Source organism: Mycobacterium sp. AZCC_0083 (genome assembly GCF_014202335.1).
GTDB lineage: Bacteria > Actinomycetota > Actinomycetes > Mycobacteriales > Mycobacteriaceae > Mycobacterium.
The window spans coordinates 186,745-198,748 of the sequence record NZ_JACHGP010000013.1 but is presented as its reverse complement, the minus strand read 5'-3'; the positions used below and the strand labels follow the sequence as shown (position 1 = coordinate 198,748).

Below are 12,004 nucleotides of genomic sequence, written 5' to 3'. Positions count from 1 at the left end.
GGGCAAAGGTCAACACGGTGTGACTTGATCGAGGGGACGTGCCCTCGTGCCGGCCCGCGGCGGCGGCTATCGTCCGTCACAGCCACCTCAGACTTCTAGGGAGAGACGAATGCCGATCAACCCGGACGCCATCGGTGCCAAGACCGCACCGGAACCCTTCGCATGGACCGAACGCGACACCCTGCTGTACGCGTTGGGCGTTGGCGCAGGCACCAAGGATCTGGCCTTCACCACCGAGAACAGCCACGACATCGAGCAGCAGGTGCTGCCCACCTACGCCGTCATCGCCTGCCCCGCATGGGGTGCGGTCGGTGAGGTCGGCACGTTCAACTTCGGCATGTTGCTGCACGGTTCGCAGCAGATTCGACTGCATGCGCCGCTGCCGCCGTCCGGCAAATTGAACGTGCACTCCGAGGTCGTCGACATCCAGGACAAGGGCGCGGGCAAGAACGCCATCCTGGTGTTCAAGGGCATCGGCACCGACCCCGACACCGGCGAGGTGGTCGCCGAGTCGGTGTCCACCGCGGTGATCCGCGGCGAGGGCGGCTTCGGCGGCCAGCCGGGCGAGCGGCCCGTCGCTCCGGTGTTCCCCGACCGCGAAGCCGACGCCAAGGTGGCGCTGCCCACCACCGAGGATCAGCCGCTGATCTACCGGTTGTCCGGCGACCGCAACCCGCTGCACAGCGACCCGTGGTTCGCGCAGAACCTTGCCGGGTTCCCCAAGCCAATCCTGCACGGGCTGTGCACCTATGGCGTCGCGGGCCGCGTGCTCGTCGCCGAACTCGGTGGCGGCGACGCCACGAAGATCAGGGCCGTCGGCGCGCGCTTCACCTCACCGGTGTTCCCCGGCGAGACGCTGACCACGTCGGTCTGGAAGACCGAGCCCGGCCACGCGGTGTTCCGCACCGAGGCGGCGGAGGCCGACGGCTCGAACGCCCGAGTGGTGCTCGACGACGGCACCGTGGAGTACGTCGACTGACTACCAGGTCTGTTCGGCAGCCCGCACCAGGATCTCGGTGCACAGTCCCCGTCCGTCGCACCGGCGTCATCCTGTTGACGCGTCGATCGATCCGTCCCCGATCGATCAGGCGCCGCGAGCCTCGACGGCGGGCGCTGCCAGCCAGGCGAATGCTCCGAGATGCGGGCGCAGCCAGCTGTCGACGCTCCAGGTGGAGCCGGCCGCCGCGAAGAACAGGGCGAGTGACGCGAAGATGTAGCCGACCGAAGGCCCGAGATCTGTCATCCCGGAATGGAAGGGCAAGTGGAAAGCCTCGACACCCGACCAGATGCTGAACGAGAGGATCGCCGAGCCGACGAACGCGGCGTTCGACAGCACCCCGAAGATGATGGCGAGGGCCGCGAGCGTTTCGATGATCGCGATCACCACCGCGAAGACGGGCGGATTGGCCATGCCGACCATGTTCGTCAGCGCCAGCCACTGGTGAATGACGGGCGTGTTGACCTGAGAGACCTTGCCGAGCTCGTCGTGCAGGGTCTGCCCGTGGATGAAACCGGGCAGCCATTTGAAACTCGCGTCGCAGGCCCAGAGCACTCCGAACAGGATGCGCACCACCGCGGCGCCCCGCAGCCAGCGTCGGCCGAAGACTGCGGGACGTGTGCTGCTCCGGGACGAATCTGCTGCCGAGGGGGCGTCGAGGGTCGTGGACACAGGAGTGCACCCTTTCACTTGACCGCGGTTCTTCTCAATCGAACACGCGGTGGCTGGCAAGCGGCTTCACGGTCGCTGGGAACAGTCCGACCACCGGCCGCTACGTCGGGTAGTCGTCTTGTGATGTTGGAGGATGAAACCAATGCCAGCTGTCATCCGCTGCCAGTCGGCAGACACTACTGGGAGACGGTGCGCTCCAGCGTCGCCAGCGACGCAGCGATGAAGTCGTCGCCGAACACCGGCACCCCGACGGTGTCGCGGAACTCCTGCACCGTTCCACTCCAGTCGTAGGTGAGCGTGACGTCGGTACCCGCGCCATTGGGGGTGAGGTCGTAGCGCCACGTCCAGCCGCCGGGACTGTGCTTGCCCGATTCGTCCAATTGTCCAGGAAGCCAGCCGATGGTCCGATCCTCGTCGAACTCGGTCACCACGTTGTGCATCACGTAGTGCCCACCGGCCTGCTCCAGATACATGTTCACTGCGAACATTTGGCCGGATGCCGTGACCGGGTCGGGGTCCACGGCGTCGCGGACCCAGTCGCCGGGTTCGGTGTCCTTGTGGCGGGTCGGGTCGGCAAGGACGGCGAAGATCTCGGCAGGGGTGGCGGCGATGGTGCGGGTGACGACATAGCGCTCGTCGGTCGCCGCGGTCATGCGTCGGATCCCGGTCCGTAGAACCGCGCGATGTCGGGGGAGTCGAGCCAGCCGGAGTACGTCGGCCTCGACGGCCAGCCCTCGGGCGAGTCCTGCCATTCCTCCTGGCGGCCCCACGGCAACGCGTCGACCAACGCGAACGTCAGGGTGAGCTGCTCGCAACCGCGTCCGTTGGTGTGCCAGGTGCGGTACACGGTGTCCCCGTCGCGCAGGAAGACGTTGGCGCCGAAGCCTCCGCCGGGAGGTGCGTCGACATCGGCGGCGAACGAGCTGTCCGATGACGAGTACCAGGTCATCTTGTTGCCGACCTTGTTGCGGTACGCCAGCGCTTCGTCGATCGGTCCGTTGGTGACCACGACGAAGCGGGCGTCGTAGGGGTCGAGGAAGTCCAGGCGGTCCCACTGCGACGTGAGGCTCGTGCAGCCACCGCACTGCCACTCGGCCCCGTCGGACCACATGTGGTTGTAGACGATGAGTTGCGAGCGGCCCTCGAACAGGTCGACCAGCCGGACGGGCCCGTCCGCGCCGATCAACGTGTAATCGGGCATCTCGACCATCGGCAGCCTGCGGCGCTGTGCGGCGATCGCATCCAGCTCCTTGGTGGCGGCCTTTTCCCGGCGCCGCAGCTCCTCGAGAGCCGTGCGCCACGTGTCCTGATCGACCACGGGGGGCATGGCGGTGGCGGTGGTTGTTGAATCCTGCTGAGTCATGTCTTCCTCTCGATGTAGATCCCTGCCTGATTTGACTCCGTAGGCGCGCGAAAATCATCGAAGCGGCAATCCCGTTCGGTATCGGCGCGAGAATGACGCCATGCGACCGACCAACATCACGGCCAACCTGTCGGTGGGCGATCTAGCCGAAGCCCGCGATTTCTACGTGGACTTTCTCGGCCTCACCGTTGAAGGATTCAACCTTGGCTGGGTGGCCAACCTCCAGTCGCCAGACGGCCGCGCGATCGTCCAGTTGGTCACTCGGGATGCCACCTCGCCCGTCGACTCCGTGATCTCCGTTCACGTCGGCGATCAGGTGGAGGCGGCGTACGAGGACGCGCAGCGGCGTGGCCTCGAGATCGTCCATCCGCTGACGACGGAACCCTGGGGCGTGCGCAGGTTCTTCGTCCGTGCGCCCGACGGAAACGTCGTGAACATCGTCAGCCACGTGGACGACTGACGGGAGCCCCGAACCAGTAGGACAGCGCCTCTCGGAGCGTGAGTGCGGCGGTGTCGGCGGGTTCGTCGATCGTTGCGGCCCAAGCGATGTGGGCGTCCGGGCGGATCAGGAGGGCGTCGGCCGGTCGATCGTCGGTTTCGGCGGTGTGGACGTCGACGCGGTCCTCCCAGCCGCGAACGGCCTCGCGGACGTCCTGGCGATCGGCGAGGACGAGGAGGATGGGCCGCGCGGCACGGATGAGTTCCGCGACGCTCGTCGTGCCCCGGTCGGTGCGCAGGGCCAGATCGGGGGCGAAGGTACCGACCAGTCCGTGACGGTCCGAGCCGGGCATCGGGTAGCGGATGTCGGCGCCCGCGATCATTTCGCCAACACGGCGCTGCGCCTGCTCGTCGAGGAACAGTTCTGACACGATCTGCCGAAGCGCATCGGCGGCCGCGTCGAGCCCGCGCCGCAGCGCCACCTGAGCTTGGGTGTGCAGCAACGTGCGTGCCCCGGCGAGGTGACGTTCGTCATGATAGGTGTCGAGCAGGCCCGGCGGGGCCCAGCCGTCGATCTCGGCGGCCAGCTTCCACGCCAGGTTGACGGTGTCGAGCATCCCCGAGGTGAGTGCCACGCCGCCAGACGGAAACTGGTGTGCCGCATCACCTGCCACCAGGACTCGGCCTGCCCGGTATCGGTCGACCTGTCGCGCGCCGTAGGTGAAGCGCGTCAGCCGAGTCGGTTCGACCAGCGGAATGTCGGCCCCGAGGACACGGCGGATGCTCTCTTGGAACTCGGCTACGGTCATCGGCTCGGCATCGTTGTACGAACGTTCCTCCTCCTCGTTGGTGTAGAGACCCAGATCGTCTGGTGTGTAGGAGCTGATCGCGAATACACCGCGGTCCGTTTGCGTGTAGCCCGCGCTAACGTGGCCGATGCCAGGGATCTCGTAGTCGCCGTCGTCGCGCAGCGTCACCGAATCGGGCATGGCGAAGTGACCGAGGCGGTTGACCTCCGGGTAGGTGACGCCGGGAAACGCGATCCCGGCCATGGAGCGAACGGGGCTGCCCACGCCGTCGCAGCCAACCAGGTATCTCGCGGTCACCCGATACGGCCCTTCGGGCCCACGCACGTCCGCGGTCACCGAGTCGTCGTCCTGGGTCAGCCCGGCCAGCTCGTGCCCACGGCGGATCTCGGCGCCGAGTTCGACGGCGATCACCTCGAGCAGGCGCTCGAGATCCGGCTGGGGGAGGAGCAGCGCCTCCATCGGGTTGTCGGTGAGCTGCGTGAGATCGACGTGCAGACCGCCGAACGGGAACCGGGGAGTCGGACGGGGCTTGCCGCTGGCCGCCTCGAATCGCTCGGTGAGGCCGCGGTAGTCCAGGAATCGCAGGAGTTGCCCGCCGACGCCGCCGGCCTTCGGCACGGGGCGAGGCTCCAGCAGCCGCTCCAGGACCAGAACCCTCGTGCCCAGCCGGCGGAGCTCGCCGGCCAGCATCAGTCCGGTCGGGGCGGCGCCCACGATGATCACGTCGGTTTCCGTCACTCGCACTCCCATTTCTGCAGGTTGAAGGCTTGGCCAGCGAGTATGCGGCACGACCGGGGTCTTGCGGCAAGCCCCCCGGTGCGCTATAGATTGAAGGTGGAAAGGGGTCCCACTTTTTTCTTGGGCCCCTTTTTTCTTGCCCGTAGTGATCGAACACATGTTCGACTACAGTGATGGGATGGGCTGGCACAACGGACCGCCGAGCTGGGCCGAGATGGAGCGCGTGCTCACCGGCAAACCGCGCCGTGCCGGCTCGCGTCTTCCCGAGCCGGACGCCGACGGCGGCGACAGCCCGGCCTGGTCGCGCAAGCGGGGGAGCTACGAGCCGCCGGAAAAGAACCGGACGGGCAAGGCTCACACGTCTACGCCGTACGCCGAGCTGCACGCCCACTCGGCGTACAGCTTCCTCGACGGGGCCAGCACGCCCGAGGAGCTGGTCGAGGAGGCCGCCCGGCTGGACCTGCGTGCCATCGCGCTGACCGACCACGACGGCCTGTACGGGGTGGTGCGGTTCGCCGAGGCCGCCAAGGAGCTGGACGTGGCCACGGTGTTCGGCGCGGAGCTCTCGCTCGGGAACGTCGCCCGCACCGAGGAGCCCGACCCACCCGGTCCACATCTGCTGGTCCTGGCCCGCGGGCCTGAGGGGTATCGACGGCTATCGCGGCAGCTGACCAGGGCGCACCTGGCCGGCGGCGAGAAGGGCAAGCCGCGCTACGACTTCGACGAGCTGACCGAGGCCGCGGGCGGGCACTGGCACGTCCTCACCGGCTGCCGCAAGGGCCATGTGCGCCAAGCACTCTCGACCGGCGGTCCGGATGCGGCCGAGTCGGCGCTCGCCGATCTGGTGGACCGCTTCGGCGCCGACCGGGTCAGCATCGAGCTGACCAGGCACGGTCATCCGCTCGACGACGAGCGCAACGCCGTCCTTGCCGCGCTGGCCCCGCGCTTCGGTGTTGGCGTGGTGGCAAGCACTGCAGCACATTTCGCCGAACCCGGCCGCGGCCGGCTGGCGATGGCGATGGGGGCGATCCGGGCACGCAACTCGATGGACGACGCGGCCGGCTGGCTGGCGCCGCTGGGTGGCGCGCACCTGCGGTCGGGGGAGGAGATGGCACGGCTGTTCGCGCACTGCCCCGAGGTGGTGACGGCCGCAGCCGAGCTCGGCGAGCAGTGCGCATTCGGGCTGGCGCTCATCGCGCCGCAGCTGCCGCCGTTCGACGTGCCCGACGGGCACGACGAGGACAGCTGGCTGCGGCACCTGGTGATGACCGGGGCCCACAACCGGTACGGACCGCCGGAGCGATCCCCGCGTGCCTACCAGCAGATCGAGCACGAGCTGAAGGTCATCACCCAACTGAACTTCCCCGGCTACTTCCTGGTGGTGCACGACATCACCCGGTTCTGCAGGGACAACGGCATCCTGGCTCAGGGCAGGGGATCGGCGGCCAACTCGGCGGTCTGCTACGCGTTGGGTGTCACGCACGTCGATCCGATTGCCAACGAGTTGTTGTTCGAAAGGTTCCTCTCCCCGGCGCGCGACGGTCCACCAGACATCGACATCGACATCGAATCGGACTTGCGGGAGAAGGCGATTCAGTACGTCTACGAACGCTACGGCCGCGACTACGCCGCGCAGGTCGCCAACGTCATCACCTACCGGGGCCGCAGCGCCGTGCGTGACATGGCCCGCGCGCTCGGCTTCTCGCAAGGCCAGCAGGACGCCTGGAGCAAGCAGATCAGCAGATGGAACGGGCTGGCGGACTCGCCCGACGTCGAGGACATCCCCGAACAGGTGATCGATCTCGCGTTGCAGATCAAGAACCTGCCAAGGCACATGGGCATCCACTCCGGCGGCATGGTGATCTGCGACCGGCCCATCGCCGACGTGTGCCCGGTGGAGTGGGCCCGCATGGAGAACCGCAGCGTGTTGCAGTGGGACAAGGACGATTGTGCGGCAATAGGATTGGTGAAGTTCGACATGCTCGGGCTTGGCATGCTCTCGGCGCTGCACTACGCCATCGACTTGATCGCCGAGCACAAGGGCATCGAAGTCGACCTGGCCAAGCTGGATCTCTCCGAGCCCGCGGTGTACGAGATGCTGCAGCGCGCCGACTCGGTCGGGGTGTTCCAGGTGGAGTCGCGCGCGCAGATGGCCACGCTGCCAAGGCTCAAGCCGCGGGTGTTCTACGACCTGGTGGTCGAGGTCGCCCTGATCCGGCCGGGGCCGATCCAGGGCAACTCGGTGCACCCCTACATCAACAGGCGCAACGGTCTGGAGCCGGTGACCTATGACCACCCGTCGATGGAACAGGCACTGCGGAAGACGTTGGGAGTTCCGCTCTTTCAGGAGCAGCTGATGCAGTTGGCGGTGGACTGTGCCGGCTTCTCGGCTGCCGAGGCCGACCAGTTGCGCCGTGCCATGGGGTCCAAGCGGTCCACCGAGAAGATGCGAGGGCTACGGGACCGGTTCTACGCCGGCATGCACAACCGGCACGGCATCACCGGCGAGGTGGCCGACCGGATCTACGACAAGCTGGAGGCCTTCGCCAACTTCGGCTTCCCCGAGAGTCATTCGTTGTCGTTCGCCTCGCTGGTGTTCTACTCGTCGTGGTTCAAGCTGCACCATCCCGCGGTGTTCTGCGCGGCGTTGTTGCGCGCGCAGCCGATGGGCTTCTACTCGCCGCAGTCACTGGTCGCCGATGCCCGCAGGCACGGCGTCGTCGTGCATGGGCCCGACGCGAACGCCAGCCTGGCGCACGCCACGTTGGAGGACGCGGGCAACGCCGTCAGGCTGGGTCTTGGTGCCGTCCGGCACATCGGTGACGAGTTGGCCGAGCTGATCGTCGAGGACCGAAACACCAACGGCGCGTTCACGTCTCTGGTCGACCTGGCGGGCCGGGTTCAGCTCTCTGTGCCTCAGACCGAGGCATTGGCCACCGCGGGTGCGTTGGGCTGCTTCGGGATCTCCAGACGCGAGGGGTTGTGGGCGGCAGGCGCAGCGGCATCCGAGCGCCCCGACCGCTTGCCCGGTGTCGGGTCGTCCTCGCACGTCCCGTCCCTGCCAGGTATGACCCACCTCGAGTTGGCCGCCGCCGACGTATGGGCCACCGGCGTCTCGCCGGACAGTCACCCCATCCAGTTCCTCCGCGAGCGCCTCGACGAGATCGGCGTCGTGCCTGCCAACCGGTTGCTGTCGGTGCCGGACGGCACCCGGGTGCTGGTTGCCGGCGCGGTGACGCATCGACAGCGGCCGGCTACGGCCCAAGGCGTGACGTTCATGAACTTGGAGGACGAGACCGGGATGGTCAACGTGCTGTGTTCGCGTGGGGTTTGGGGCAGGCATCGCAAGCTGGCGCAGACGGCGTCGGGTTTGGTGATCCGCGGCATCGTACAGAACGCCAGCGGTGCCGTCACCGTGATCGCCGACCGGATGAGCAAGCTCGACATGCGGGTGGCGTCCAAGTCGAGGGACTTCCAGTGAGCGAAGCCCCTCACACCGGCGCACGCACCGACCACCGCCATGTCATCTGGAGATACTGCAGCCAGAGGAAGGTGGCGCGCTTCGGCGCCTCGACCACCACGCTGTCGCGGGGATGCGCACCGGCAGCCAGCGTTTCGGCGAACACTCCGGCATCCGGACTGCAGGCATCGACCATCCGAAGGGGGTGGCGTGCGCCGTCGTCCGTCTCGACGTCCCAGTGCGCCAGCAGCAGCGCGGTCGGCGGCTGTTCGAACTGAAAGGCGACAGCTGCTTCGGCGTCAACCTCGATGCGCAACAACCGCATTCCTGCAGGGACGGACACGCCAGGGCACTTCGGGTCCTGTTCCAGCGCCGTCACCGTGAACACCACGTCGCAGACCGCATCGGGACCTTCGCCGCAGCCGAGGCCACCCGCCTGGCCGACGCGCTTGTCGATGACGCCTTCGGTGACGATGTTCCGTGACGTCGGCGCAGGCTCGGTCGTCGCGGTGGCCATCGACTCTGGCGGCGACTGATCGGGAGCCACTTGCTCGCTTCCGCAGGCGGCGAGGACCAACAGCCCCGCTGCCAAGACGAGTCGTATCGCCATCGGTAGCAGTCGAGCACGAGCGCGCGCAAAATGCTGGCGAAATGCGGCGTGTCGGCATGCAAACACGCGCGCTCGCGGGGGAGGGGGTCAGTCGGTCGGCGTGGTCCACACCTTGTCGATGGTGATCTTGATCCGCGTGCCGTAGTCCGCCATCGCTTCGCTCAGTTCGAACTTGGCGGCGGCCTCCGCGTACTTGGCCCAGTACGGTTCGTCGGTACGACAGTCGACGTCGGTGGCGTCGATGGTGGCCTCGCCGCCGATCACGACGATGCCGCTGCCGTTGCCGTCGGAATCGAGGTTGAGGCTGACCCGGGGGTGGCGCTGAACGTGGGCGACCTTCGCCGCGCCGGGCATCGTGTAGATGAACACGGCGGCTCCGTCGAACTGGAACCAGATGAGCTTCGGCACGGGCTGGCCCGACTTCGCGACGGTGGTGAGCCAGCCGTACTGGTCGTTGGTCAGTCGGTCGATGACTTCGGGCGTCAGATCAGCGCTCATGATTCCGAATGTAGTCTCCGGCTATGACTCTCAACCTCACCGTCGACGAACTCCTGACCACGACCCGCTCGGTCCGCAAGCGTCTCGACTTCGACAAGCCGGTGCCGCGCGAGGTGCTGCTGGAGTGTCTCGAACTCGCGTTGCAGGCCCCCACCGGATCCAACGCCCAAGGTTGGCAGTTCGTGTTCGTCGACGAGCCGGAGAAGAAGAGGGCGTTGGCCGACATCTACCGCACCGCGGCAACGCCCTACCTGGACGCGGAGAAGCCGACGTACGGCGACAGCCGCGACGAGCGCACGCCGTTGGTGATGGGCTCCGCGAAGTACCTCAACGAACACCTGCACGAGGTTCCGGTCATGCTGATTCCGTGTCTCGAGGGCAGGCCGGACGGTGCGCCCGCGGGTAGGAGCGCCGCCTTCTGGGGGTCGCTGCTTCCCGCGGCGTGGAGCTTCATGTTGGCGTTGCGTTCCCGCGGCCTCGGGTCGGCATGGACGACGCTGCACCTGATCGGCGATGGAGAGAAGCAGGCCGCCGAGATCCTCGGCATCCCGTTCGACAAGTACTCCCAGGGCGGGCTGTTCCCGATCGCCTACACGAGGGGCACCGACTTCCGGCCCGCCAAACGGCTGCCCGCCGAGCAGCTCACCCACTGGAACACCTGGTGAGCTCTTAGCCCTGGGTGAGGATGCGAGGGCCTCGCTCGGTGATCGCGATGGTGTGCTCGGAGTGCGCCGTGTTCGACCCGTCCGCCGAGCGCAGGGTCCACCCGTCCCCGTTGATGGTCAGGCGATCGCTGCCGCGCGCCCACCACGGTTCGAGTGCGAGGGTCATCCCGGCGCGCAGCAGCAATCCGCGCCCGCGTCGTCCGCGATTGGAGACGTGCGGATCCTCGTGCATGGTCCGGCCCAGTCCATGGCCACCGAATTCGGCGTTGACCCGATAGCCGGCTTCGGCGGCGACGTCGCCGATGGCAGCAGAGACGTCACCGAGTCGACCCCCCGGCACGGCCGCGGCGATACCCGCGTCAAGCGCACGTCGCGTTGACTCGACGAGTTCCTTGTCGGCGGGGTCGGCGCCGTCGCCGACGATGACCGTGACCGCGGAATCGGCCACCCAGCCGTCGATCGACACCGCGAAGTCCAGGCTCAACACGTCGCCATCGCGCAGCACGTAGTCGCGTGGCATCCCGTGCAGCACAGCGTCGTTCACCGACAGGCAGATGACGTTCCGGAATGGACCGCGACCGAATGACGGCGCGTAATCCCAGTAGCAGGACTCCGCACCCCGCTCGGAAACCAGCTCCCGGGCGTGGTGCTCCAGTGCCATCAGGTTGACGCCGGGCTGAGCCTCAGCCGACAGCGTCTTCAGCGTCTGCGCGACGAACTCACCCGTCACTGCCATCTTGTCGATCTCGTCGGCAGTCTTGAGTTCGATCACGTCCGGCCTCCTTCGTCGATCGGTATTTCTATACCGTACGACGGTACCAGCTCCGGTATATGAATACCGGCTATGCTGACCTGCATGGTGCGCTTACCGCTGAGCCCGGAGCAGGTGAGAGCCGGGGAACGGCTCGGCGCGCTGATCAGGGCGGCCCGAGCCGGTCGCGACCCCGAGACGATCGCGCGTCACGCCGGTATCTCGCCCGAGACGCTGCGCAAGATCGAGGTCGGAAGAATCCCCAGCCCGAGCTTCGGCACGGTCATCGGACTCTGCAACGCGCTCGGCATGCCGCTGCAGGATGCCGTCGATGCGTGGCAGGGGACCGTCAACCAGCGGATGGCGATCTAACCGCCCGCGATGGCGGCGATGACACGGTCGGCCAACTGGTCGCAGTAGTCGTCGTCGACGGGGAGTCCCATCACCGCGAGCCGCCAGTACAGCGGACCCGCGAGCACGTCCATCGACAGCTCCAAGTTGGTTCCTGCGGGCAGCTCGCCCCGCTGGACCGCACGCTCGAAGAGCTCGACGGCCTTGAGTCGTCGCGGCTCGCGCACGGTTTCGCCGAGAAGGTCGGCCAGCTCGGGATTCCGGATCGCCTCGGCGAGCAGGTCCGGCACGATGCGACGAGCCAGGGGGTGCGTCAGTGCATCACGGCCGTTGCGCAGGTACTGACGGATGTCGCCACGCAGGGTGCCGGTGTCGGGGACGTCGATGGCGGCCACCGCCGTCTTCGAGACCAGCGCCATCGTCATGTCCAGCTTCGACCGCCAGCGCCGGTAAACCGCGGCCTTGCCCACCGCCGCCCGCTTCGCGACCGCGTCGATCGATAGCCTGCCGTAGCCGACCTCGGCGAGTTCGGCGAAGAACGCCCCTTCGATGGCCGCGGTCACGTCGTCCTGCAAGACAGGGCCACCGGAGGTCCGGCGGCGAGGTTCCGGCGTGGTCGTCATGCGGGCCAGCCTAACAAGACGGAACGGTT

The 12,004-nt window shown here is 67.5% G+C and carries 13 protein-coding genes; 5 read left to right on the top strand and 8 right to left on the bottom strand.

Annotated features, from left to right (window positions below):
• Positions 1–109: 109 nt before the first annotated feature.
• Positions 110–979 (top strand): MaoC family dehydratase, encoded by an 870-nt coding sequence (locus HNP02_RS29485; RefSeq protein WP_184444169.1) that lies wholly within the window; start codon positions 110–112, stop codon positions 977–979.
• Between the two features lie 105 nt (positions 980–1,084).
• Here the strand turns inward: HNP02_RS29485 and HNP02_RS29480 are convergent, their stop codons facing one another.
• The 3 genes from HNP02_RS29480 to HNP02_RS29470 all read right to left on the bottom strand — a co-directional run bounded on the left by HNP02_RS29480 (position 1,085) and on the right by HNP02_RS29470 (position 3,032).
• Complete coding sequence (locus HNP02_RS29480; protein WP_184444168.1) at positions 1,085–1,669, bottom strand: hypothetical protein; 585 nt, start codon at positions 1,667–1,669, stop codon at positions 1,085–1,087.
• Positions 1,670–1,845: 176 nt separating this feature from the next.
• The gene (locus HNP02_RS29475; RefSeq protein ID WP_184444167.1) at positions 1,846–2,322 is read right to left on the bottom strand and encodes an SRPBCC family protein; all 477 of its coding nucleotides are present in this window, start codon (positions 2,320–2,322) and stop codon (positions 1,846–1,848) included.
• On the bottom strand, positions 2,319–3,032 hold the full coding sequence (locus HNP02_RS29470; RefSeq protein ID WP_184444166.1) for a DUF899 family protein: 714 nt from the start codon (positions 3,030–3,032) through the stop codon (positions 2,319–2,321). The genes HNP02_RS29475 and HNP02_RS29470 overlap by 4 nt, the downstream gene beginning before the upstream one ends.
• A 100-nt stretch (positions 3,033–3,132) precedes the next feature.
• Between HNP02_RS29470 and HNP02_RS29465 the strand changes: the two genes are divergently transcribed.
• Positions 3,133–3,492, top strand: coding sequence for a VOC family protein (locus HNP02_RS29465; RefSeq protein WP_184444165.1), 360 nt, complete (start codon positions 3,133–3,135; stop codon positions 3,490–3,492).
• Here HNP02_RS29465 and HNP02_RS29460 read toward each other — a convergent pair.
• Positions 3,473–5,017 (bottom strand): FAD-dependent monooxygenase, encoded by a 1,545-nt coding sequence (locus tag HNP02_RS29460; protein ID WP_309241734.1) that lies wholly within the window; start codon positions 5,015–5,017, stop codon positions 3,473–3,475. The two genes, HNP02_RS29465 and HNP02_RS29460, sit on opposite strands and share 20 nt — an antisense overlap.
• A gap of 178 nt (positions 5,018–5,195) precedes the next feature.
• Here HNP02_RS29460 and HNP02_RS29455 point away from each other — a divergent pair, with 178 nt between their 5' ends.
• Positions 5,196–8,498 (top strand): error-prone DNA polymerase, encoded by a 3,303-nt coding sequence (locus HNP02_RS29455; RefSeq protein WP_184444226.1) that lies wholly within the window; start codon positions 5,196–5,198, stop codon positions 8,496–8,498.
• Positions 8,499–8,508: 10 nt separating this feature from the next.
• Here the strand turns inward: HNP02_RS29455 and HNP02_RS29450 are convergent, their stop codons facing one another.
• Together HNP02_RS29450 and HNP02_RS29445 are read right to left on the bottom strand one after the other, a co-directional pair.
• Positions 8,509–9,087 (bottom strand): hypothetical protein, encoded by a 579-nt coding sequence (locus tag HNP02_RS29450; RefSeq protein WP_184444163.1) that lies wholly within the window; start codon positions 9,085–9,087, stop codon positions 8,509–8,511.
• Between the two features lie 87 nt (positions 9,088–9,174).
• Entirely contained in the window at positions 9,175–9,585 is a 411-nt protein-coding gene (locus HNP02_RS29445; RefSeq protein ID WP_184444162.1) for a TIGR03667 family PPOX class F420-dependent oxidoreductase, read from the bottom strand.
• Positions 9,586–9,608: 23 nt separating this feature from the next.
• On the opposite strand from HNP02_RS29445, the gene HNP02_RS29440 reads away from it, so the two are divergent.
• A complete protein-coding gene (locus HNP02_RS29440; RefSeq protein ID WP_184444161.1) occupies positions 9,609–10,250 on the top strand; it encodes a nitroreductase family protein in 642 nt (213 codons plus the stop codon).
• A 4-nt stretch (positions 10,251–10,254) separates the two neighbouring features.
• Here HNP02_RS29440 and map read toward each other — a convergent pair whose 3' ends face one another.
• Entirely contained in the window at positions 10,255–11,022 is a 768-nt protein-coding gene (gene map / locus HNP02_RS29435) for a type I methionyl aminopeptidase (protein WP_184444160.1), read from the bottom strand.
• Between the two features lie 84 nt (positions 11,023–11,106).
• Here map and HNP02_RS29430 point away from each other — a divergent pair, with 84 nt between their 5' ends.
• Positions 11,107–11,373, top strand: a complete 267-nt coding sequence (locus HNP02_RS29430; RefSeq protein ID WP_184444159.1) for a helix-turn-helix transcriptional regulator — start codon at positions 11,107–11,109, stop codon at positions 11,371–11,373.
• Here the strand turns inward: HNP02_RS29430 and HNP02_RS29425 are convergent.
• Complete coding sequence (locus tag HNP02_RS29425) at positions 11,370–11,975, bottom strand: TetR/AcrR family transcriptional regulator (protein WP_184444158.1); 606 nt, start codon at positions 11,973–11,975, stop codon at positions 11,370–11,372. The two genes, HNP02_RS29430 and HNP02_RS29425, sit on opposite strands and share 4 nt — an antisense overlap.
• Positions 11,976–12,004: the final 29 nt, after the last annotated feature.

Coding starts and splice junctions, on each gene's coding strand:
- HNP02_RS29470 (WP_184444166.1), bottom strand. CDS start 3,032: ATGACTCAGCAGGATTCAACAACCACCGCCACCGCCATGCCCCCCGTG.
- HNP02_RS29465 (WP_184444165.1), top strand. CDS start 3,133: ATGCGACCGACCAACATCACGGCCAACCTGTCGGTGGGCGATCTAGCC.
- HNP02_RS29430 (WP_184444159.1), top strand. CDS start 11,107: ATGGTGCGCTTACCGCTGAGCCCGGAGCAGGTGAGAGCCGGGGAACGG.
- HNP02_RS29455 (WP_184444226.1), top strand. CDS start 5,196: ATGGGCTGGCACAACGGACCGCCGAGCTGGGCCGAGATGGAGCGCGTG.
- HNP02_RS29445 (WP_184444162.1), bottom strand. CDS start 9,585: ATGAGCGCTGATCTGACGCCCGAAGTCATCGACCGACTGACCAACGAC.
- HNP02_RS29475 (WP_184444167.1), bottom strand. CDS start 2,322: ATGACCGCGGCGACCGACGAGCGCTATGTCGTCACCCGCACCATCGCC.
- HNP02_RS29485 (WP_184444169.1), top strand. CDS start 110: ATGCCGATCAACCCGGACGCCATCGGTGCCAAGACCGCACCGGAACCC.
- HNP02_RS29440 (WP_184444161.1), top strand. CDS start 9,609: ATGACTCTCAACCTCACCGTCGACGAACTCCTGACCACGACCCGCTCG.
- HNP02_RS29425 (WP_184444158.1), bottom strand. CDS start 11,975: ATGACGACCACGCCGGAACCTCGCCGCCGGACCTCCGGTGGCCCTGTC.
- HNP02_RS29450 (WP_184444163.1), bottom strand. CDS start 9,087: ATGGCGATACGACTCGTCTTGGCAGCGGGGCTGTTGGTCCTCGCCGCC.